General features: G+C 32.2%; 14 protein-coding genes. 8 read left to right on the top strand and 6 right to left on the bottom strand.

Features of this window, described 5'->3' with window-relative positions:
- Window positions 1-21: 21 nt before the first annotated feature.
- Window positions 22-774: a glucose 1-dehydrogenase gene (locus NQQ59_RS15765; protein WP_144218481.1), complete on the bottom strand. Its 753-nt coding sequence runs from the start codon at window positions 772-774 to the stop codon at window positions 22-24.
- Window positions 775-1,001: 227 nt separating this feature from the next.
- Between NQQ59_RS15765 and NQQ59_RS15760 the strand changes: the two genes are divergently transcribed.
- Window positions 1,002-3,371 carry a GAF domain-containing protein gene (locus NQQ59_RS15760; protein WP_144218479.1) on the top strand — a complete coding sequence of 790 codons (2,370 nt, stop codon included), beginning with the start codon at window positions 1,002-1,004 and terminating at the stop codon, window positions 3,369-3,371.
- A 242-nt stretch (window positions 3,372-3,613) separates the two neighbouring features.
- Here NQQ59_RS15760 and NQQ59_RS15755 read toward each other — a convergent pair whose 3' ends face one another.
- The gene (locus tag NQQ59_RS15755) at window positions 3,614-4,792 is read right to left on the bottom strand and encodes a Pycsar system effector family protein (RefSeq protein ID WP_144218477.1); all 1,179 of its coding nucleotides are present in this window, start codon (window positions 4,790-4,792) and stop codon (window positions 3,614-3,616) included.
- 26 nt (window positions 4,793-4,818) lie between these two features.
- Between NQQ59_RS15755 and NQQ59_RS15750 the strand changes: the two genes are divergently transcribed.
- Window positions 4,819-8,550 carry a metallophosphoesterase gene (locus NQQ59_RS15750; RefSeq protein WP_144218475.1) on the top strand — a complete coding sequence of 1,244 codons (3,732 nt, stop codon included), beginning with the start codon at window positions 4,819-4,821 and terminating at the stop codon, window positions 8,548-8,550.
- Window positions 8,551-8,744: 194 nt separating this feature from the next.
- Here the strand turns inward: NQQ59_RS15750 and NQQ59_RS15745 are convergent, their stop codons facing one another.
- Both NQQ59_RS15745 and NQQ59_RS15740 read right to left on the bottom strand, forming a co-directional pair.
- Window positions 8,745-9,602 (bottom strand): SdiA-regulated domain-containing protein, encoded by an 858-nt coding sequence (locus NQQ59_RS15745; RefSeq protein WP_144218473.1) that lies wholly within the window; start codon window positions 9,600-9,602, stop codon window positions 8,745-8,747.
- A gap of 94 nt (window positions 9,603-9,696) precedes the next feature.
- On the bottom strand, window positions 9,697-10,749 hold the full coding sequence (locus NQQ59_RS15740; RefSeq protein WP_144218471.1) for a hypothetical protein: 1,053 nt from the start codon (window positions 10,747-10,749) through the stop codon (window positions 9,697-9,699).
- Window positions 10,750-10,855: 106 nt separating this feature from the next.
- Between NQQ59_RS15740 and NQQ59_RS15735 the strand changes: the two genes are divergently transcribed.
- From NQQ59_RS15735 to NQQ59_RS15720, 4 genes are all read left to right on the top strand, one after another.
- Window positions 10,856-11,767, top strand: a complete 912-nt coding sequence (locus tag NQQ59_RS15735) for an ABC transporter ATP-binding protein (RefSeq protein ID WP_144218469.1) — start codon at window positions 10,856-10,858, stop codon at window positions 11,765-11,767.
- Window positions 11,768-11,770: 3 nt separating this feature from the next.
- The gene (locus NQQ59_RS15730; RefSeq protein WP_144218467.1) at window positions 11,771-12,607 is read left to right on the top strand and encodes an ABC transporter permease; all 837 of its coding nucleotides are present in this window, start codon (window positions 11,771-11,773) and stop codon (window positions 12,605-12,607) included.
- A 15-nt stretch (window positions 12,608-12,622) separates the two neighbouring features.
- Window positions 12,623-14,962 (top strand): T9SS type B sorting domain-containing protein, encoded by a 2,340-nt coding sequence (locus NQQ59_RS15725; protein ID WP_144218465.1) that lies wholly within the window; start codon window positions 12,623-12,625, stop codon window positions 14,960-14,962.
- 167 nt (window positions 14,963-15,129) lie between these two features.
- Complete coding sequence (locus tag NQQ59_RS15720; RefSeq protein ID WP_144218463.1) at window positions 15,130-19,617, top strand: T9SS type B sorting domain-containing protein; 4,488 nt, start codon at window positions 15,130-15,132, stop codon at window positions 19,615-19,617.
- A 130-nt stretch (window positions 19,618-19,747) separates the two neighbouring features.
- Here NQQ59_RS15720 and typA read toward each other — a convergent pair whose 3' ends face one another.
- Window positions 19,748-21,544, bottom strand: a complete 1,797-nt coding sequence (typA, locus tag NQQ59_RS15715; RefSeq protein WP_012026900.1) for a translational GTPase TypA — start codon at window positions 21,542-21,544, stop codon at window positions 19,748-19,750.
- A 168-nt stretch (window positions 21,545-21,712) separates the two neighbouring features.
- Between typA and NQQ59_RS15710 the strand changes: the two genes are divergently transcribed.
- On the top strand, window positions 21,713-23,422 hold the full coding sequence (locus tag NQQ59_RS15710; protein WP_144218461.1) for a PAS domain-containing sensor histidine kinase: 1,710 nt from the start codon (window positions 21,713-21,715) through the stop codon (window positions 23,420-23,422).
- A 5-nt stretch (window positions 23,423-23,427) separates the two neighbouring features.
- Entirely contained in the window at window positions 23,428-23,841 is a 414-nt protein-coding gene (locus tag NQQ59_RS15705; RefSeq protein ID WP_144218459.1) for a response regulator, read from the top strand.
- A gap of 168 nt (window positions 23,842-24,009) precedes the next feature.
- Here the strand turns inward: NQQ59_RS15705 and rpsT are convergent, their stop codons facing one another.
- Window positions 24,010-24,261, bottom strand: a complete 252-nt coding sequence (gene rpsT / locus NQQ59_RS15700; RefSeq protein ID WP_089052957.1) for a 30S ribosomal protein S20 — start codon at window positions 24,259-24,261, stop codon at window positions 24,010-24,012.
- Window positions 24,262-24,303: the final 42 nt, after the last annotated feature.

Below are 24,303 nucleotides of genomic sequence, written 5' to 3'. Positions count from 1 at the left end.
TTCCTGAATTAGTCAAAAAAATTATACAACTGCATTTACAGTAAGCCCACCGTCAACTACAATTTCAGTTCCAGTTATGAAAGAAGCATCATCTGAAGCTAAGAACGAAACTGTTTTTGCAATTTCAGCAGATTGGCCAAAACGTTTTAATAAAATCTTTTCTCCTAAAACAGTTCCAAAACCTTCTACCTCTTCTTTTTGCAAACCTAATTTCCCATACAACGGAGTTTCAACTGGTCCAGGAGAAACAGCATTTACTCTAATTTTTCTTGGAGCTAATTCGGTTGCAAATACTTTGTTTAATGATAAAACTGCCACTTTACTTGCTGCGTAAACACTTGAATTTGGCATTCCAACGTGAGCATTTATAGAAGTATTAAAGATAATCGAACCACCATCATTTAAAATCGGTAATACTTTTTGAACGGTAAAATAAACTCCTTTTACGTTCACATTCATAATACTGTCATAATGTTCCTCTGAAGCTGAGTCAACTGGAGCGAAAGCGGCAATTCCAGCATTCAAAAATAGAATATCTACTTTTCCGAATTTTGCTTTTACTTCTTCAACTAAATTATCAATTGATTTTAAGTCTGATTGATCTGCCACAATTCCAGTAACGTTCAATTCTGTTTCTGCTTTTGCTAAAGCTTCTTTGTTTCTACCTGTCACGATTACTTTAGCGCCTTTTGCTACTAAATCTGCTGCAGCTGCATATCCAATTCCACTGTTTCCACCTGTTACGATTGCAACTTTGTTTTCTAAATTTTTCATTTTATTTACTATTTAAGTTATTGATTATTCAATTATTATGGTACAAAGATATAATAACGGAACGATCGTTCCGTTATTATTAATGTTAATTTTTAGTTAAAATAAAAAACTCCATCTCGAAAGCCCTTAATTATAAGGAAAACAACTATTTAACCATAGAGGAAAGAAATCGAAAAATGTCGTACATTCTTAATTTATCCTTAATTTTGCATTAAAAAATAACTCAGATGGATATTCAATTTTTTAAAGAAAGTCCTTTTACCACTATAATTTCATTTCAAAAGCTAATCGAATCCTTCGAAGAAATTGCTTTGTCTGATGTTGATTACAGATCAGATTATGCAAAAGCGATTTTGAAGCAGATTGATTTGATTCCTGAATTAAGAACAGGAATTACTGATTATTCTCTTATAAAAGAAAATGAGCCTTTAATCAAAAACATATTAGCCGATTTATTCCCGACTGCATTAACACAAAACGAAATAAAAGCGGTTACCATTCCATTTCAAAACATCTCCTTTAATTATACAGAACGTTTTAAAAAGATTCTGAAAAATGCAGGAGACGAGTTTTATATGGAAATTCGTGATTTTAGTGAACATCAATTCTATATCAATAATTGTTGTTTGATTTTAAGTTATTATTACAATCAACATATCGATTTTAATCAGCCTTTTTTCTATGATATTCCAGATGAAAATGGTGTAGAAAGACATTATCGTATTTTATACAATGCTGATTTCATGGAAATTATTCCAACAGAAAACGTTGTTCCTTTAACTCAAGAAGACATTGACCAACTTATTGACAACTACAATGATATTGATTTGTGGAAATCTAAATTTCCAAAAGGAAGTTGGATTTTAAAAGGTTTTGGAATTGTTTCTTTGTTTGATGCAACAACAGAAAGTGCTATTTCTACCTTAAAAAGTAATTTACTAAAGCCTGGAGCAACAACTGCGACGTCTGGCGAAGAAATTTCTAATATTTTTCAATCTATTTTTAATCTTGCGGATTTAAAGGTCGGTTTTATTATCTATAATCCAGAAGAAGAAAAATTTCTCAGACCTGAAAAATACGATACACAACTTAGAAGTTTTTTACTTTCTACCGAACAGGAAGTAGATTGTAAAAATGCTTTCTTTGGTTGCTCTTTTGAAAATTTATTGGACAAGAACGAACCTTTTGTAATTTCTAATGTCAAAAAATTCACAGAAGAATCAACAAATAAAAGATTGGGCGAGCATTTGTTAAAGCAAAATATTCAAAGTTGCATTTTTGCTCCAGTCATCAAAGACGATCATTTATTAGGAGTTGTAGAATTAGTTTCTGAAAATCCGAGAGATTTAAATAGTGTAAATGCTACAAAACTTGATTTGGTTCTGCCGTATTTAACCGATACAATTGATCGTTATAATACCGACATGCAGCATCAAGTTGAAGCGATTATTCAGCGAGAATACACTACAATTCACCCGAGCGTATATTGGAAGTTTAAAAAGGAATCACAGAATTATTTTCAAAATCTGAATCATACCAAAGATTATATTTTTAAAGAAATTGTTTTTAAAAATGTATTTCCATTGTATGGACAAATTGATATTAAAAGTTCATCAGAACATAGAAATGAAACGGTAAAAATTGATTTAAAAAGTCAATTGACAGCGCTTTTGGAAATCTTTGACAATCAGAAACCAAACTCTAATCTCGTTCTTTTGGAACAAAGAAAATTTGAATTGGAATCGTTAAGAGATGAATTGGATTTTCCTTTAAAAGCAGATACTGAACAGCACATTCAACGTTATATTGAAGAAGAAATCCATCCAATATTAAAGAATACAAAAGGAAATGCAAAAGATGAAAAATTAGCAGAATTGTATTTCGAAAAATTGGATGAGAAAACAGGAATGTTTTATCACGAAAGAAAGAAATTCGACAATGCGATGTCCATTATCAATAAAAGACTCGCAACTGTTTTAGATAAAAAACAAATTGAAGCGCAGCAGATTTATCCGCATTATTACGAGCGTTTTAAAACCGATGGTGTAGAACACAATTTGTATATCGGAGCTTCAATTTCACCAACTAAACCGTTCGACATTATGTACTTGCATAATCTTCGTTTGTGGCAATTGCAGACTTTATGCGAAATGGAATTGGAACATCATGAACTTAAAGAATCACTTCCTTATGAATTGGATGTTACTTCTTTAATTTTAGTTTTCAGTTCTCCGCTTTCTATTCGTTTTAGAATGGATGAAAAACGTTTTGATGTTGATGGAACTTACAATGCAAGATACGAAGTCGTTAAGAAACGAATTGACAAATCGAACATTAAAGGAACAAACGAAAGAATTACCGAAAAAGAGAAAATTACAATTGTATATTCTCAAAATAGTGAAGAAGCAGAATATTTAAAATACATTAAATATCTTCAACACAAGAAAATCTTGGAACCTGCCATAGAACAATTTGAAGTAGAAGATCTTCAAGGTGTTTCTGGTCTGCGAGCGATTCGAGTTAAAGTAATTAATAATACTTCAAATTCGGGTACAAAAAAAATAACCTATCAAGATTTATTAGACGAGCTCAACTAAAAGTTGAGCTTTTTTTTGCGCAATTTTTTTAACACATAGAAACATAGATTAAAAAAACTATAAAAGGCACTTCATTTTTTTTGAAAAAACATAGCTTTGTCTCACTTATACAATTGCAAAAAGCTTTGTCGAAGTTTAAAACTTCGACAAAGCTTTTAGATTTTGAGCTATGTGTGAGAAACTAGTTTCTTTCTTTATTCTTTTACGAAATGCAAAATTCTATGTTTCTATGTGTTAAGAAATTAAATTGATTTAAAAGCAATTATAAATGAAATTACGGTGATTATCAATCCGAACATGAAAAAGTTGTACGCAATTCTCAGTAAATTATATTTTCGTTGCAAAACCAATCCCAGATAATACAAATCTTTAATCATTGTTGAATACAGATAATCTCTGTCTTTCATCATTTCGTTCATTGCCCAATCGTAATCTTCAAGAGGCATTTTATAGAAATTTCCGAAAAACATCAAATTGACCTTTTTGGCTTCGACATCATCTCGTGTAAAAAATCCAGAAGTTACTTTTGGTCTAGTCGAAAGAATTGCAAAAATAATTGTAATTACGCTCGACATCAGCATGATAAATGTCGGAACAACCAAGTGAGCATTTTTCGGACTATCCAATTTTGGAATAATAGACGATAAAGCAATCGAAATAATAATTGCGTTTACAGACAATAAAATATTGGCTTTACTATCAGCAATACCACTTAAACGAGTATGATTTCCAAGTGTTACACGAAACAAAGTATCAATTCCACGATCTGGTTTTTCTGCTTTGTCTTTCTTTTTATTTTCTTCTTCAAGTGCAGCTGCAGCTTTCAATTCTTGTTTATTGATTTTTTTCTGAATTAATAGTAGATTTTTTTCTTTCAAAGGTTGCCATTTTCTCAAAGCGTAATCGGTGTAGAATCTATGTTTGTTCATTAAAAAATTCAAGTTTTCTCTCGTCCATTCCGAATTAGAGAAACTTACAATTCCGGTATTTTTTAGTTCCAAACGTAATAATTCACAAGTTGTTGCATATTCTTCACCCATTAAATGTGCATAATCTGCATCTCTAATAATTTTTTCTAAATGCGTTCTTGGTACATATTCTTTAACTGTTGCCAGAATTAAGCTCGAAACAAGAGCAATAAAATCTTCCGATTTTCCTTTTTCTCTTAAAAAATCAGCTGCAATTTTTGTACTTGCTTTTTCATGGTTTTCATATCCTTCAACATATCCTGTATCATGAAACCATGCTGCAACCAGAAGTGCCTCTTTATCATAACCTTCTACATCTTCTTTTTTACAGAGTTCTTTTACCGCTGTAACTACTGTGAAAGTATGGTTAAAATTATGATAAGAATATAGATTAGAAAGTTTATCTTTGAGTAAATTACCGACAAAATCCTCGGATTGTTCTATTAGATTCATAAAGAATATTTTTATACCACTAAATTATGAAATTGTTTTTGGATAATCATTTTATTGCAAAAATTAAAACGGGAACTATTGCTTTAGCTATACTTTTTCTTGTTTATTCTTGTGCAACACACAAGCCCCAATACGGAAAAAATGTAAGTTCGATTGAGAATGAAAACGCAACTGACTCTATAAAAGTTGATCACACTTTTTATCTGGTCGGAGATGCTGGAAATGCTGACGAAACTCAAGCACAACAAACTCTAGAACTTTTACATCAAAGACTAAAAAAAGCCAGTAAAAAATCTACGTTACTTTTCTTAGGAGATAATATTTATCCTAAAGGTTTTCCTGCTGATAAAAATGCTGAAGATAGAGGACTAGCGGATACAAAACTGAAAAATCAATTAAAACTGGCAGACGGCTATAAAGGAAAAACGATTTTTATTCCTGGAAATCACGATTGGTACAGCGGCATTAAAGGTCTTGAGCGTCAGGCCGATTTTGTAACCAAACATTTAAATGATAAAAAAGCTTTTTTACCAAGAAAATCTTGTCCAATAGAAGATGTCAAAATTGATAGTATCACAACGTTAATCACGGTTGATAGTGAATGGTTTCTTGAAAATTGGGACGATCACCCAACAATCAACGATAATTGTGAGATTAAAAGCAGGGAAGCTTTCTTTGAAGAACTGGAAGGACTTTTAAACAAAAATCAGGAAAAAACAGTTATTCTGGCAATTCATCATCCTTTATTAAGCAATGGAACTCACGGCGGACAATTTTCGTTAGAGAAACAATTATTTCCGTTAGAAAAGAAAATTCCTCTTCCGATAATTGGTTCTTTTATCAATTTATTGAGAAAAACATCTGGTGTAAGTCCGCAGGATATTCAGAATAAACAATACACTATTTATGCTAAGCGAATTAAAACGCTTTTGCAAAAGCAGAAAAATGTCATTGTCGTTTCTGGACATGATCATAATCTACAGTACATCAGCAATGAGAATATTCAGCAGATTATCAGTGGCGCAGGCTCTAAATCTGAAGCAGCAAGAGCTGTAAACGAAAATGACTTTTCATACGGAGGAAATGGTTATGCGACTTTAACTTTATTTAAAAGCGGTGATGCTAAAGTTTCATTCTATGTAAATGAAAACAATAAAGAGAAACTTCTTTTTGAACGTGAAATTATAAAAGCCAAAGAAATTAACTGGGCATCTGATATTCCGAATAAATTTCCATCAAAAATTACAACTTCTATCTATTCACCAAAAATGACAGATAAAAGCTGGCTTCATAGTTTTTTATTCGGTAAACATTACCGAAAATATTACAGCATGCCAATTGAAGCTACTGTAGCTACTATTGACACTTTAAAAGGTGGTTTAACTCCAATTCGCGGAGGTGGCGGACATCAATCTGTTTCTTTAAGAATGTCTGATCCAAAAGGTCGCGAATTTGTAATGCGTGGTATGAAAAAAAGTGCAACTGTCTTTTTACAATCTGTTGCATTTAAAGATCAATATGTTGTGAATGATTTTGAAGATACGTATGCTGAAAGTTTCTTGTTTGACTTTTATACTACTTCTCACCCATATGCACCGTATGCAATCGACGGTATGTCTAACAAAATTGGATTGTTGCATACCAATCCGATTTTATATTACATTCCGAAACAAAATGGTTTAGGCGAATTTAATGCGGGATTTGGAGATCAATTGTATATGATTGAGGAAAGACCTGCTGACAATCATTTAGATGGAAAAAACTTTGGTAATCCAAGTAATATTATTGGTACAGACGATGTGATGCTTAATCTTCATAAAGACGAAAAATACTCGATTGACGAAAAAGAATATATAAAAGCCCGTTTGTTTGATATCTTAATTGGAGATTGGGACAGACATAGTGATCAATGGCGCTGGGCCGAATTTAAAAAGGACGGAAAAGTAATTTACAAACCTATTCCGCGCGACAGAGATCAGGCTTTTGTAAAATACGATGGTGCTTTGCTTTCTATTTTAATGAATATTCCAGCATTGCGCCACATGAGAACTTTTAAAGATAAAATTAGCAATGTAAAATGGCTGAGCAGAGAACCTTATCCGCAAGATTTGGCTTTCTTAAAAACAGCAGATCAAAAAGACTGGATTGAGCAAGCAAAATATATTCAGGACAATTTATCGGACAGTGATATTGAAAAGTCTTTTAAGAACATGCCAAAAGAAGTTCAAGATGAAACGGTTGATGAAATTATTCGAAAATTAAAAAACCGAAAAAAAGAACTTCAAAAGTATGCTGCTATTTATGCTGACGTTTTAAGCCGAACGGTAATGATTGCTGGAACAGACAAAAAAGACAAATTTGTTCTGAATCATAATGCGAAAAAGAGCATTGAAATTCAGGTTTTCAGAGCAAAAAAAGAAGGTGACGAATTACAATATACCAAAACGGTTACCGATGCAAAAACCAAAAATTTATGGATTTATGGTTTAGATGATGATGATATTTTTGAAGTAAAAGGGAATCAGAAATCTAGAATTAAAGTTCGTTTAATTGGTGGTCAGAATAACGATACTTACAATATCGAAAATGGCAAAAAAGTTATTGTTTACGATTTTAAATCAAAACAAAATACTTATAATTTAGATTCTAAAACCCAGACGCAGTTAACAGATGATTACGATGTTAACACGTATAATTATGAAAGACCTAAGTACAATGTTATTTCTGGTCTTCCTAACATTGGTTTTAATCCTGACGACGGTGTAAAATTAGGAATCAATTTAAATTACACAGTAAATAATTTTAAGCAAAATCCATATACACAGAGACATATTTTTAATGCTTTCTACTATTTTGCTACAGGAGGTTTAGAATTTAATTATGCTGCTCATTTCCCAGGTTTACTTGGAAGATGGGTTATTGATGTTGAATCACTTTATACGACTCCTAACTTCGCCATGAATTATTTTGGTTATGGAAATGAATCAAAATATGAAAATGATGATGATTTAGATTATAATCGTGTTCGTATTAGAAAATTCAATGCTTCGGGCGCCATTAGACACGTTGGAAGATATGGAAGTGAATTTAGCATTCAGCCAATTTTCCAGAGAATGAATGTCGAAAATACTGAAAATAGATATATTAATATTCCTGGAGTTGTAAATCCAGATATATTTGATGCCGAAAATTTTGGAAGCTTAAAAGTAAAATATGTTTTCAAAAATTCAGATTTTGCTGCAAAACCAACTTTAGGGATGTATTTTATGCTTGCTGGAACTTGGACAGCAAATTTGGATGAAACCAGTAAAAACTTCCCAACTCTTGAAAGTATTTTAGGCTTTACGCATCGAATTGATAAAGAAGGGAAATTGGTTTTGGCAACTTATCTTAAAGGAAAAACAATTCTAAACAATAATTATGCATTCTACCAAGGTGCTTCTTTGGGAGGTGATACTGATTTGCGTGGTTTTAGAAACGAAAGATTTTTAGGAAATTCGTATTTCTCTCAAAGTTCTGATTTACGTCTAAGTCTTGGCAGAATTAGAAAAACAATTGCTCCGTTTACTTATGGAATTCTTGGTGGTTTCGACTATGGAAGAATATGGCTTGATGGCGAAAATTCAAGAAAATGGCACCACGATTATGGTGGCGGACTTTGGCTAAATGCTGTAAATGTTCTAACTGCCAGAATCTCCTATTTTAAATCTCCTGAAGAAATTGGAAGGGTGATTTTTGGAGCGGCATATAGTTTTTAAAAAGATGCTAAGTTGCTAAGCTACTAAGATGCTAAGTTTTTTAGCCACGAATTCACGAATTTTAAATTAAATAATTCGTGAATTCGTGGCTAACTTTTTTAATTGCACAAATAAAGAATTCGTGGAAATTTGTGTAATTCGTGGCTATCTTTTCTGCTTAGAAACTTAGTAGCTTAGCATCTTAGAATCTCCAACTAAAGCTTAAATTCATAAACCTTTCCTCCTATTTTATTTGTTTTTTCGTCGGCGATCAGTAAAGTGTTGTTGTCTTTAAAAACAATCGCTTCTTTTTGAGAAAAGTGATTTAAGTTTATTTCGGTTTGAGTGCCTTTGTGGAATAAGTCTCCTTTAAAATCTTTAAATAGCAGCACTTTATCATGACTTAATAAAGCTACTTTTTTTCCATCAGGACTTATTGAAGCGCTCGTCAGGACGCAATGATTGTAATTGTTACATGTTTTGAATTCTCCAATTTTTAATGCTTTTTGAGTTCCGGCAGCATTTTTTATTTTGTAGATAAAAACAGTTCCATCAAAACCTTTGCTTCTGTTTTTTGTAAAAAGATAAAAGTAACCGTTCATTTCGAAGAAACTTTCAACATCAAAAAACATTTCTTTTTTCTTTGGAGGAAATTCTTTTTGTTCTGGATAAGAAAATGAGATTTTATATTCGGCTTTAGCCAAATCATTATTCAGTTGATTTTTGGCCACTTTATAAATACATAAATCTCTTCTCTCGTTATCATTGTTTCCAAAATCACCAATGTAAATATTCCCTGTTTTATCTTTCGTGATGTCTTCCCAATCTACATTTGTCGCATTCGACAGCGTAATTGTTTTGGCCAGCTTCCCTTTTGAATCAATGGCATAAATTGCATTTTTGTTTCCGCTGTCTTCTAAAGTGTAAAGCAAATTGTTTTCAGGAAAATAGGTTATTCCTGAAACTTCTTTTAATTTCTTCGGAAGTGAATAAAGCTCCTTTAAATCAGAACCCGATTGTTTCTGGCAAGCTAATAAAACTATAGAAACGGCAACTAAGAAAATTTTGTTCATAGATTGTTTTTTTTTAAACCATATAAGTCATGTAAGTAAATTTAAAAAGTTTTCCTTAAATAATCTTATATGCCTTATATGGTGAAAGCGTTTTTTAAACTAGGTTTGTGTTTTTAAAATTACGGGTAATAAACTCAAATGCCGCGTGCATAATATGTCCCATTGATTTAGCATTTTTAAACTTCATATCATTTGTGTATCGATACAATTCCATTTTCAGTTGATTTAGATGTTCTTCTGTTGAAATGGTATCATGACACATGATATTCAAAAGTTTTTTAATTCTGTTTTCAGCCGAATGGATACGTTTGGCCAGAATTGCCCTTTCTTCATCTTTATACTGAATAATAGAACGTTCTTCCAGTTTTTCTTTTATGAGTTTAATCATCGGGAAATTTTCCTTAAAAAACTGCGGACGATACACTTTAAAATTGCCTTCGTAACATTGCTGGTCAAAATCGATTGGGCGGATTTTATACACTACTTGATCAAAATCGTGAATTGGGACAATTACATAATTATAAGCTCTCATATCTCCTAAAAGACGAATCATACAACGTTCGTTGAATTTCACAAACTCTTTCGCAATCTGCGCTTTTTCCATTTCAGAACAACTTTCTAACAAAGTATCCATAAAAACATCGCCCGGAATTCCGATAATATGTTCTTCGATCAAAGTATCATTATAAACCAAAAAATTGATTTTATCTGGAGATAAAATATCTTCCAGTTCTAATCCGTAAATTCGGGATGCATCGGCTTTTTTGATATAAAAGTGAACGTAATTATCATTCAGAATATTTCGAACTTTGATTCTGAACGGTTTTGAATTTCCAAAAGTACAATAATCAATGGCATCAATATTTAGAAATTGGATAATCTCGCTGTTACCATCAGAATGCAAAAGAGAATAAATTCTTTTTAGATTTAAATCGATTTCATTTCTTTCAAATTCGCTGTAATAAACCCGAATCCAAAGAGTATCATTATCATGTTTATCGTAAACATTTATAGATCCAGAAAAACGAAGCAAGTCATCATAAAACACGGAAACTTTAGAAATACGTTCGTATCGTTCCAAATAACTTAAAAGTGGTTGTGTTAAAGGATAAGAAGGTTTTTTTAAAACCATTAAAGGCTCGCTCATTTTAAATATCTTTATTACAAATTTACGCCAATACGATTTAATGTTAGAAATTAAAGTAACAAAAATCAAATTGATTCGTCATACTTAAAACTAAAACCAGAAAAATTTGGAAACCATATTAACCATTGAGAATCTAAACAAAAGATACGGCCGGATTCAGGCTTTAAAAAATGTATCTTTCAGTATACAAAAAGGTCGAGTTTATGGCATTCTTGGCCCAAACGGCAGCGGAAAATCGACAACATTAGGAATTGTACTAAATGTTGTAAACAAATCCTCTGGTAATTATCGCTGGTTTGATGGCAAATTAGAAACACATGAAGCTTTAAAAAAAGTTGGTGCTATTATAGAAAGACCAAATTTTTACCCTTATATGACAGCTGAGCAAAACCTGAAACTGGTTTGTAAAATTAAAAACATAAATTACGCTAAGGTCAGTGAAAAGTTAGAATTGGTAGGTTTAAGCGAAAGAAAAGACAGCAAATTCAGTACTTTTTCTTTAGGAATGAAACAACGTCTCGCTATTGCATCTGCACTTTTGAATGATCCTGAAATCTTAATTTTAGACGAACCTACCAACGGATTAGATCCGCAGGGAATTCATCAGATTAGAGATATTATTAAAAAAATTGCTTCGCAGGGAACTACAATTTTGCTGGCTTCTCATTTACTGGATGAAGTTGAAAAAGTATGTTCTGAGGTCATTGTTTTAAGAAAAGGAGAAGTTTTATATTCTGGTTCTGTAAACGGAATGTCTGCAAATGAAGGTTTCTTTGAAATTTCTTCGAATGATAACAACGCTCTAAAATCAGTTTTAAGTATTCATGATGCTGTTGAAGAAATTAAAGAAGAAGATGGAAAGATTTTGGTTTATTTAAAATCAGACTTATCAGCATCAGATTTAAACCAATTTTTATTTTCTAAAAATATTGTTTTAGATCATTTGGTAAAACGTAAAAATAGTCTGGAAGCTCAATTTTTAGAATTAACCCAAAACACCAATCCAAAAAACAACTAAGCCATGAAAAGACTTATCTCTATAGAATTGCAAAAAATCTGGATGAATAAAGCCAGTCGTATTTTAACTTTAACCTATTTTATTTTACTGTCTTTTATTGCGCTTATTGCCTCCATTAAATTTGATATTGGTCCTTTCAAACTTCATTTTGCCGAAATGGGAATATTTAACTTTCCTTTTATTTGGCATTTCAACACTTATGTTGCTGCTATACTTAAATTTTTCCTTGCCATTGTAATTGTTTCTATGATGGCTAATGAATATAGTTATGGAACTTTAAAACAAAATTTGATAGACGGTTTAAGTAAAAAAGAATTTATTCTATCTAAGTTTTTGACAGTTGTATTGTTTGCACTTCTATCAACGGTTTTTGTATTTGTAATGAGTCTTATCTTAGGATTATTCTTTTCTTCATACACTGAAATTGGCATTATATGTACTGACTTGGATTATCTTTTAGCTTTTTTTGTAAAACTAACAGGCTTCTTTTCATTATGCTTGTTTTTAGGAATTTTTGTAAAAAGATCGGCATTTGCTTTAGGTTTTCTTTTAGTTTGGACTATCATTGAAAGCTTTATAAGAGGCTATCTAGCATTTGAAATTTTCCCTGATAGCGACACAGACGAAAAAATCACACAGTTTTTACCTTTGGAATCTATGTCGAATCTGATTGTTAATCCTGCTCCCAGATTGTCTGTAATTAAAAACATTGGTTCTCAAATTGGAATCCAAACAGACATAGATTACAGCGTTAGTTACACTGCGATTTTAATTGTTTTAACGTGGACATTCCTGTTTGTTTATTTTTCTTACAAACTATTAAAAAATAGAGATTTATAGTATATTTGTTATACTATGATTTATTTTAAAAGGCTTTTCATTCTATTATCTGTAAGTTACGCATCAATAAGCGTTAATGCACAAGTTATTACAATTAACGATCAAAGAACACCACAGGAGCTTATTGAAGATGTTCTAATTAGTACTTCGTGTGCTGTGGGTTCAAACGCAACTGGAAAAGGTGACAATTTTAGACCTGGAAAACAGAGCTTTGCCTATTTTAACAGAAATGGAAGCAATTTTCCTTTTGAAGAAGGAATAGTATTGGCAACATCAACAGCGCAAAGTGCTGTTGGGCCTTTTGTAAGTGAATTAACTAGTAGTGACAGTCCAAATTGGCTAGGAGACAGCGACCTTGATCAGGCTGTAGGAACCCAATCTGTTAATGCAACTGTTCTGGAATTTGATTTTATTGCTTCGGCAAATTCATTAAGTTTTAATTATCTTTTTGCTTCAAATGAGTATCAATATGGTTATCCTTGTTTATATTCTGATGGTTTTGCTTTTTTGATCAAAGAAGCAGGAACTTCGGATCCTTATACAAATTTGGCAGTCATCCCTAATACTACTACAGCTGTTTCATCTGTAAATATCCATCCTCAAATTCAAGCTGGTACAGTGCCTGGAGGTCTTCCTTACACAGGTTGTAATGCTTCCAATCCTGCTTATTTCTATGGTTATAACACTAACAACAGCCCTGTAAATTATGCGGGACAAACTGTTGTTATGACCGCTCAGTCTAATGTAATTGCTGGAAGAAAATACCACGTAAAATTGGTAATTGCTGATGATCAAAATAGAAACCTGGAATCGGCTATATTTCTTGAGGCAGGTAGTTTTGCTTCAAAAATTATATTGGGCGAAGATCGTACAATTGCCGCAAACAATCCAGCTTGTTTTGGAGAAGAAATCCAGTTAAACAGTAATTTATCTTCTTCTGAATATACTTTCAGATGGTTTAAAAAAGATAATCCTACTGTAATCTTAAGTACCAATTCGACTTATACTGTTGTAGATGCTGGAACATATATTGTAGAAGCTACTGTTATCGGCGGCACTTGTCAATCATCTGGCGAAATAAAAATTGATTATGCTTCTGAAATTCTTTCTTCAAATACTTCTCTTTTACAATGTGATGATAATAATGACGGAATTTCCATTTTTAATTTGACAAAAGCTGATAATATTGTAAAAAACAATGCTGCAAATATTACTACTGAAGGTTATTATCTAACTTTAGGAAATGCTAAAACCAAAACCAATAAAATAACTACACCTGACCATTATATCAATACTGCAAATAATCAAATTGTATATGCTCGTTTAGAAAATCAATTTGGTTGTTTTACAACTGCTGAAGTAACTTTGCAAATTGCAACAACTTCTATTACCGATACTACTCCAACAACTACTTGTGATGGAGATGAAAATCAAGATGGTTTATATCAATTTAATCTGAATGATGAAGTTACACCCAAAATTACTACTGGTCTTCCTAATGGATTAACTGTTCATTATTTTTTAACAGCAAATGACGCTCTGACAGAAACAAATGTATTACCTACTATATTTCAAAATACAATTCCATACAACCAAACTATTTATGCAAGAGTTGTAAACGGTCCGGATTGTTATGATGTTGTACCAGTTCCTCTAGTTGTAAACACTTTTGATCCGCCAAACTTTGAAGACGAATCAGAATATCTATGTAAAAACAGCACTATAACTTTATCGGTCGCAACTGGATTTAGCAGTTATTTATGGAGCACTGGAGAAATGACAAATTCTATTGTTATTACTGCATCGGGAGATTATTCAGTAACCGTACAAGATGCAAATGGATGTAAAAAAACCAAAAACTTTAAAGTAATTTCATCTGAACCTGCGGTACTTACAAATGCTGTTGTTAAAGATTTTTCTGGAAACGACAATTCTATTTTGCTAGAATATACAGGAACAGGAAATTATGAATTTTCATTAGATGGAGTTGTTTTTCAGGATAATCCTTTATTTACAAATGTCACTAGCGGAACATACAATGCTGTCGCAAGAGATAAAAATGGCTGCGGCTTATCTAATGTTTTCTTAGTTTATGTTTTAGATTATCCGAGATTTTTTACTCCAAATGGTGATGGATACAATGATTTATGGGTTATTAAAAATTCTGACTTACTTCCAGATTACACCATAAGTATTTTTGACCGTTATGGAAAGCTGCTAAAACAAATGACCCAAAATAGTATGGGTTGGACTGGAACTTTCAACGGTCAGCAATTACCTTCAGATGATTATTGGTTTACTTTAATTTTTACAGATGGAAGAAAAGTAAGAGGTCACTTTAGTTTAAAACGATAATATCTTTCTACAATATTTCGATTGAAGTTTAAATAGGCAAAACTTGAAAAAATTTCTAACACTTCAAATATTTAAGAAGAAAAGAAAATTAAACTTAAAAGTAAAGTAAAATAATCCTATTTTTGGTTTTAGACGATTCTTATCTGTAACAGCCGTTTAAAAAGCCAATGAAAAAAATAGTACTCTTTCTTTTTTTTCTATTTTGTGCTCTAAATTGTTTCTCACAATTTAGCAAAACGCATTATATACCTCCACTTATCTCTGTAGCAGGATTTGCAGAAGACCAATATTTATATATTTCGACCCCTAGCCTCACGGACGTAAATTTTAAAATTATAGCCAATGGAGGGAATGTCGTAAATGGGACTGTAAACAACAATAATCCTTATCGTTTTTACATTGCAACAGGTCTTGACACACAATTGTTCACACCACTTTCTAAAACTGGAATTGTATCGAATCGCGGATATATTATTGAAGCGGAAGACTTAATTTATGTAAGCGCACGAGTTAATGCAGGAAAAAATGATAAAGTATTCAATCAGGGAGGAGGATTAGTATCTAAAGGAAACAGTGCTCTTGGTACCATTTTTAGATTAGGTGCAATGTTAAATCCTCTTTACGATGAAACTTTGTTAAATTTTGCCTCCATAATGGCTACAGAAAATGGAACAAAAATTACGATCTCGAATATTCAAAATGACGCGAAACTTTTAGACGGAACACTTGTTTCGGGACCAATAACAGTTACTCTAAATAAAAATGAATCTTACGTACTGGCTTTAAAAAACTATAATGATGGCCAGCCAGTTTCAAATAGCTCTAAAATGATTGGGGCATTAGTCACCTCAGACAAATCAGTTGTAGTTAATTCAGGATCATTTGGAGGAAGCAACAGTACTCTAACACAACCTATGCGAAATGGAGTTTCTCCAGTAGGAAGGGATGTTGGTTTTGACCAAATTGTTTCTTTAGAAAAAACAGGAAAAGAATACATTTTCATACAAGGTCTTGGCACAGATGAACTAGAACGTGTTTTATTGGTCGCACATTACGACAATACAGAAGTTTTTCTTAATGGTTCCTCAGTTTCATACAAAACACTGAATAGCGGAGAATACATAGCACTTGATGGAAGTAATTTTAGTAATGGAAGTTTATATGTAAAGACATCAGCAAATGTTTTTGCCTATCAGAGTATTGGAGGAACAACAAATCCTGCCAATCAAAATTTGTTTTTTGTTCCTCCAATAAATTGTGCAACACCAAATACAGTCGACAACATTCCTCAGATTCAATCTATTGGAAATAGTACTTTTAACGGATTTCTGAATATTGTAACGGAGAAAGGAGCTTCAGTTTTATTAAATAATACGCCTGTCGAAATTGCCCCTTTAGAAATTCAGGGAACAACTGAGTTTGTACGTTATACAATACCTGATTTATCTGGAAATATAGCCGTTAAATCTACTAAACAAATATACGTTTCTTACTTTGGAACCAATGGTTACGCCACATACGGAGGATATTATTCTGGTTTTGATTTAAAACCAGAAATTGTTAGCAGTAAAATTACACTTGAAAATTCTTCCTGTATTCCGAATGTATCTTTAAAAATAAATACGCTTTCTTCTTATGATACTTTTCAGTGGTACAAAGATGATGTTCTTATTCTAGGAGAAACTAGAAACAATTATAGTCCTTCACAACCTGGTTTTTATCAGGTAAGAGGTAGTATTTCTGGTTGCGTTACCAATATTTTCTCAGACAAAATTCCGGTGAGCGAATGTCCAATTAATCTTGATAACGATCTGGTCAACGACAATATAGACATTGATTATGATAACGACGGAATAACAAACTGTGCTGAATCTTATGGAGATCAGGTTGTAAATCTTTCAAATGTAAATTCAGGTTTAGTCAAAGTTGGAACTTACAATAATTCTTTTTCTGCAAGGATTAGCAATTCTGCACTTTCTGCTCCCACTCCATTTTTAGGAAAAGCAGATGGCAGTTTTGTGACCGAAGTTATACCTGGAAAAACTTCTTCTGTGAGTTATAACGTAAACTTTGCAAAACCAATAAATCTTCGTTTAGAATATAATGCTGCCGCTAATACAGATGAATTATTAAATCCAGATTCTGAGTACATTATTAATTCTGATGTCAATAAAACTTTTACAGTTCTAAATCCTGACAATCAGTTATTAATCGACACCAATTATGACGGAATATATGAAAGTGGGGTTACCGAATTCTCTTCTTTCGAAATCCGTTTTCGACTAAATGGAAATGTTCCTTTAGCCGCTGGATCTGGTACTTTCAAATTTCAGTCTTATCAAACACAATCTTTTAAAATTACTCATAAAAATCTTTCTGATACTGCTGGAAACAAATCAAGCTTTAAACTTGTTGCCACTTGTGTTCCAAAAGATACAGATGGCGATGGAATTCCGGATCAGTTAGACTTAGATTCAGATAATGATGGAATTCCGGATTTAATTGAAGCACAATTAAAACCAAACCCCTTATCGAATATTGATGCTAATTTAGACGGTTTGGATGATATGTTTGTTTTAGGAGCCACTCCTTTAGACACTGATAATGATGGCGTTCCAAATTATCTTGATTTAGATAGTGATAATGACGGAATATACGATTTGACCGAATCTGGAAGTAATGCTTCCGACATTAATCAAGATGGAATAATTGACTCATCAGATTTCGGAATCAACGGCTTATCAGATTCTTTAGAAACAAGTCCTGATAGTGGTGTTTTAAAATATACGGTTTTAGATTCGGATAATGATGACATAAAAAACTACACTGAAATTGACAGTGATGATGATGGTTGTAATGATGTTATTGAAGCCGGATTTACTGATCCGAATTTTGATGGTCAATTGGGAGATATTCCAATCATTGTAAATTCTTTCGGAGTTGTAACCAGCAGAACTGATGGTTATACTACTCCAAATGGCAATTATATTATTGCAACCCCAATTTTCATTACCAAACAACCCGAAAATCAAACTGTTTGTGAATTGGAAAAAGCAACTTTCGTAGTTGAATCGAATGCTGAAAGTTTTCAATGGCAATTCTCTAGCGATGGTGGAACTATTTGGAATGCATTGCCAGAAAATGCTGTTTATTCCGGAACTAAGACTACAGCTTTAACTATTCAAAAAACAAGCAATAGCATGAATGGCAACCAATATCGTGTATTATTAAACAGAAACAATAATGCTTGTGGATTAACTTCTGCCAATTCTGTAAGTTTAACTATTTTTACTCTGCCTGTTTTAAATTCACCAGTTACAATCGTTCAATGTGATGACGATACTGATGGTATTTCTTATTTTAATCTTACCGAAAAAAACAATTTTGTTTCGACGAATTCAACAAACGAGACTTTCTCTTACTACACAACTTTAAATGGCGCCAACACAAAAGATGCTGCTACATTAATTTCAAATCCACTTGCTTTTTTCAGTGGAAATAAAAGTATTTGGACTAGAGTTGAAAATGCAAACGGATGTTTTTCAGTTGCGCAATTAAATCTGATTGTTTCAACAACACAAATTGATCCTTCTTTTAAACGAAATTTTGCTGTTTGCGATGATTTTATAGAAAATATAAGCAGTGACACAGACGGAATTGCTGCCTTTGACTTTAGCAGAATTTCTACCGAAATTGAAACAATGCTTCCTTTATCAGGTTCAAATTATTCTATAAAATATTATACTAATGAAGCAGATGCTTTATCAGAAACGAATGCAATTACAAATCCATCCAATTACAGAAATACAACTCCAACGCAACAAAATATTTGGGTGCGAGTAGACAGCAATCTGGACAATGCATGCTTTGGGCTTGGACCATTTATTAGTCTAAAAGTAAATCCAAGACCCGATATTGATATTAACAGTGATAAAAGCGCTGACGAATTAGTTTGCTCAAATCTACCTTCATTTTTTGTTAAACTGGATGCCGGAATTGGAAACATCCCTGCGAATACCTACACCTATATCTGGTCAAAAGATGGAAATATAATTCCGGGAGAAATTAGTGAAGCATTAGAAGTTAATGAAGAAGGGAAATATACAGTAGAAGTTTTTAGTAAAGAAGAGAACAGTTGTAGCAGAACCAGAACTATTACTGTAACTGCTTCAGATATTGCCCATCTTAATTCTGTTTCTATCTCAGACTTATCAGATTTCAACACTGTCGAAGTAAATGTTTCTGGAACTGGAGATTATGAATATAGTATTGATGATTCAAATGGTCCCTTTCAAGACTCAAATCTTCTTGAAAATATTCGTCCCGGAATACATGAACTTTATGTGAATGATAAAAATAACTGTGGGAAAATTTCAAAAACAATTGCTGTACTTGGAATTCCTAAATTTTTCACTCCAAATAATGATGGTCACAATGATTATTGGAATATTCAGGGAGCAAATGAAACTTTAAATTCTGGTGCAAAAATTCTTATTTTTGATCGATTTGGTAAATTAATCAAGCAAATTACCGCTACAAGTAATGGTTGGGACGGAACTTATACGGGAAGTCCAATGCCAGCAGATGATTATTGGTACACTATAAAATTGGAAGACGGACGAGAAGTAAAAGGTCATTTTAGTTTGAAAAGATAAGCTTTAAAAAATTCCAATTTTTAAATTCCAAATTCCAATCTCTGAAAAACATAATTTCATTTTAATAAAAAAAGAATCCCAAACTCCTTAATTGGAATTTGGGATTTTTTATATTGAAAGTTAAAACTAATTAGATTTTATATCTTTTTCTATCAGTTTCACTTAAGTAAATCTTTCTTAAACGAAGAGATTTTGGAGTAACTTCAACATACTCATCTTTTTGGATGTACTCTAAAGCTTCCTCTAATGAGAATTTGATAGCTGGAATAATTCTAGCTTTATCATCAGCTCCAGAAGAACGTACGTTAGAAAGTTTTTTCGTTTTAGTAACGTTAACAGTCATATCGTCGCTACGAGTGTTTTCTCCAATAACCTGACCTTCATAGATATCCTCGTTAGGATCAACGAAGAATTTACCACGATCTTGTAATTTATCGATAGAGTAAGGAATTGCTTTTCCGTTTTCCATAGAGATTAATGAACCGTTGTTACGTCCAGGAATTTCTCCTTTGTATGGTTCGTATCCGATGAAACGGTGCGCCATAATAGCTTCACCAGCAGTAGCAGTAAGCAATTGATTTCTTAAACCGATAATTCCACGAGATGGAATGTTGAATTTAATAATCATACGCTCCCCTTTACCTTCCATAGAAAGCATTTCACCTTTACGGATAGTTACGAACTCAACCGCTCTACCTGAAAGGTTTTCTGGTAAGTCGATAGTTAATTCCTCAATTGGCTCACATTTCACACCATCAACTTCTTTGATGATAACTTGTGGCTGACCAATTTGAAGCTCATACCCTTCTCTTCTCATTGTTTCAATAAGAACAGATAAGTGAAGTACACCACGACCAAAAACCATGAATTTATCAGCAGAATCAGTTTCTCCAACTTTCATCGCTAAGTTTTTCTCCAACTCTTTCGTTAATCTTTCACGGATGTGTCTAGAAGTAACGAATTTACCTTCTTTACCAAAGAAAGGTGAATCGTTAATTGTAAACAACATACTCATTGTTGGCTCATCGATAGCGATAGTTTGTAAAGCTTCTGGGTTTTCGAAGTCAGCGATAGTATCACCAATTTCAAAACCTTCAATACCTACAACAGCACAAATATCTCCAGCAACAACTTCTTCAACTTTTCTACGGCCTAAACCTTCGAAAGTATGTAATTCTTTAATTCTTGATTTGATTACTTTTCCATCTCTTTTTACCAAAGAAATTGGCATTCCTTCTTTTAAAGTACCTCTTTCAAGACGTCCGATAGCGATACGACCTGTAAAAGAAGAGAAATCTAAAGATGTAATCAACATTTGAGGAGTACCTTCAGAAACTTTAGGAGCAGGAACATTAGCAATAACCATATCTAATAATGGTTCAATGTTTTCTGTTTGGTTTTTCCAGTCGTCAGACATCCAGTTATTTTTTGCAGAACCGTAAACAGCTGGGAAATCCAATTGCTCTTCAGTAGCACCTAATTCAAACATTAAGTCGAAAACTTTTTCGTGTACTTCTTCAGGAGTACAGTTTTCTTTATCTACTTTATTGATAACCACGCAAGGCTTTAATCCTAAATCGATCGCTTTTTGCAAAACGAAACGAGTTTGAGGCATTGGTCCCTCGAAAGCATCAACTAGCAAACATACACCATCGGCCATGTTTAATACACGTTCTACTTCACCTCCAAAATCCGCGTGGCCAGGAGTGTCAATAATATTGATTTTTGTTCCTTTGTATTGAACAGAAACGTTTTTAGAAGTAATAGTAATACCTCTCTCACGCTCTAAATCATTATTATCTAGGATTAAATCACCTGTGTTCTCGTTTTCACGAAATAACTGACAGTGATACATAATTTTATCAACCAAAGTGGTTTTACCGTGATCGACGTGGGCAATAATTGCAATGTTTCTAATAGATTCCATCTGTGATTTTTAATGGGCGCAAAGGTACACTTTATTTTCTAAAAAAAAATGTTTCTGTCATAGTTTGCGTATATACAATCAATTAGTTAATATAAAACAGCAAAATATAGGGCTCAAAATGATCTTAACATACGTTTAGTTATAGTTAAATTAACTATATTTGAAGTGATGAAAAGTAAAACTCTCCAAATTACTCTTATTTATACAATCATCTCGATAATTATGGCGGTCTTATGTCATAAGTTATTCACAACCTACTTTTCTCCTTCAGAATATCCAAATTTGTCATTAATTAAAGACATTATATTCATTCTGACTACGGTTTTGGTTTTCAGTTTTATACTTTCAAAAAACGAAAAAAGAAGCATTACAATTTTTGAAAAGTTAAACAAAATCAACGAAGAAATAAAAGAATCTAACGAGAAATACGACATAGTGGCAAAAGCTACCAGCGATACTATCTGGGATTGGAAAATACAAGAGGACAGTATTAACTGGAACAAAGGTATTGAAGGTGTTTTTGGTTACAACCGTGAAGAAGTTGGAAAAACTTCTAAATGGTGGTTTGACAAGATTCACCCGGAAGACAGTATCCGAATGTCAATAAAATTATACTCTTTTATTGAACAAAAAACAGAAAAATGGCAGGATCAATACCGATTTAGATGTGCAAACGGAACCTACAAATATGTTTTGGATAGAGGCTTTTTATTAAAAGATGAAAACGGAAGAGCCATAAGAATGATTGGTGCAATTCAAGATATCACAAAACAAAAAGAAGAAGAACAGCGATTAAAACTTTTAGAAACTGTAATTACGCAGTCAAAAGATTCGATTTTAATTACAGAAGCCAATGCTGCTGACGGAAAAATTCCAAAAATAGTTTACGTAAATCCAGCATTTTCTCAAATGTCAGGTTATGAATCCAATGAAATAATAGGAAAATCACCTAACATATTCAAAGGTCCAAAATCGGATTCTGAAGAACTAAAAAAACTTCTGAGAGCCATAAAAAATGAAGAAGAATGCTTAATAGAAACCATAACATATACTAAAAATCAAGAAGAATATTGGGTTCGTTTTTCGATGATTCCGATTTTTAGTAATGAAGGAGTAATTTCACATTGGATCTCCATACAAAGAGACATCACAGACGAGAAAAAATTAGAAACAGAAAAAGAACATTTAATTCGAGAGCTCACGCAAAACAACAAAGATTTAAAGCAATTCTCATACATTACATCGCACAATCTTAGAGCTCCATTATCTAATTTAATTGGTCTTTTAAACTTAATGGAAGATATTTCATTAGAAAACGAAGAACTAGAGGAAATTCTGGCAGGCTTCACCAAGTCAACACATTTACTAAACGAAACCATCAACGATTTAGTAAAAGTTATTATTATCAAAGACAACCCTTCTATGCAAAAAGAAGAGGTTTCCTTAAAAGAAGTTTTTGAAAATGTCTTCAGCCAACTTTCTTTTCAAATAGAGTTGCACAAACCTATAATTAAACTCAAATTTGACAAAGTTCCAGAGCTTATCACAAATAAAGCTTATCTGGAAAGCATTTTACTGAACTTATTAACCAATTCAATTAAATACAAATCAGAAAACAGAAAACTAAAAATATCCATAACAGCGGAAAAAATAGAAAACAAAACGATATTAACTTTCAAAGACAACGGAATTGGAATTGATTTAGAAAGAAACAGAGATAAAGTATTTGGATTATATCAAAGATTCCATAATTATCCAGACAGCAAGGGACTAGGTCTTTATCTAGTAAAATCGCAAGTAGAAACAATGGGAGGAATAATTTCTATAGAAAGCGAAGTCAACAAAGGAACTACATTTACAATAACATTTAAAAATTAATTATTATGCTCGAGCAGATTTTATGCATTGACGATGACCCCATCACATTGATGTTATGCAAGAAAGTAATCTCTAAATCTTCATTTTCTCATGAAGTAATTACAGCTCAAAACGGTGAAGAAGCACTCCATCATTTCAACACCTTAAAATACACAAATGACAAAAACAAAAGAAAACCAGAACTCATTTTTTTAGACCTAAATATGCCAATAATGGGAGGCTGGGAATTTTTAGATCATTTTACTTCTTCAGATTACAATGAATTTAATTCTGCCCCAGTAATTGTTTTATCTTCCACAATAGATCCAGATGATCTGGCTAAGGCGAAAAAATATCCGATTATCATCGATTTTTTATCAAAACCCATTACATTACCAATGTTGGAGTATCTTAAAAAAAAGATAGAACAACAGATCTAAGTACCATATTTCAGAATCTCTATATAGACTGAAAAAGAAAAATCCAAATTCTAACAACTATCAAAGTTTTAGAATTTGGATTTTTTTTGATTTTTTTTCAAAATATTTAAAACAAAAAAAAAAGTCCTCAAACGAGGACTTTTATATTTTTAGCGAATTGTTTTTTAATTACAATTTAGCAACGTGTTTAGTTAATTTAGACTTCAAGTTAGAAGCTTTATTATCATGAATGATATTCTTTTTAGCTAATTTATCAATCATAGAGATTACAGTTGATAATTTTGCAGTCGCATCAGATTTATCAGTAGCTAATCTTAATGCTTTAATAGCATTACGAGTAGTTTTATGCTGATATCTGTTAAGAACTCTTCTTTTTTCGTTACTTCTGATTCTTTTTAATGCTGACTTATGATTTGCCATTTTCTTTAATTTTAGATGTAATAATTATTATAAATACTAGTT

Source organism: Flavobacterium panacis, from assembly GCF_024649945.1.
Taxonomy (GTDB): Bacteria; Bacteroidota; Bacteroidia; order Flavobacteriales; family Flavobacteriaceae; genus Flavobacterium; species Flavobacterium panacis.
The sequence above is the reverse complement of the archived record's forward strand: the minus strand, read 5'-3'. Positions and strand labels throughout refer to the sequence as shown.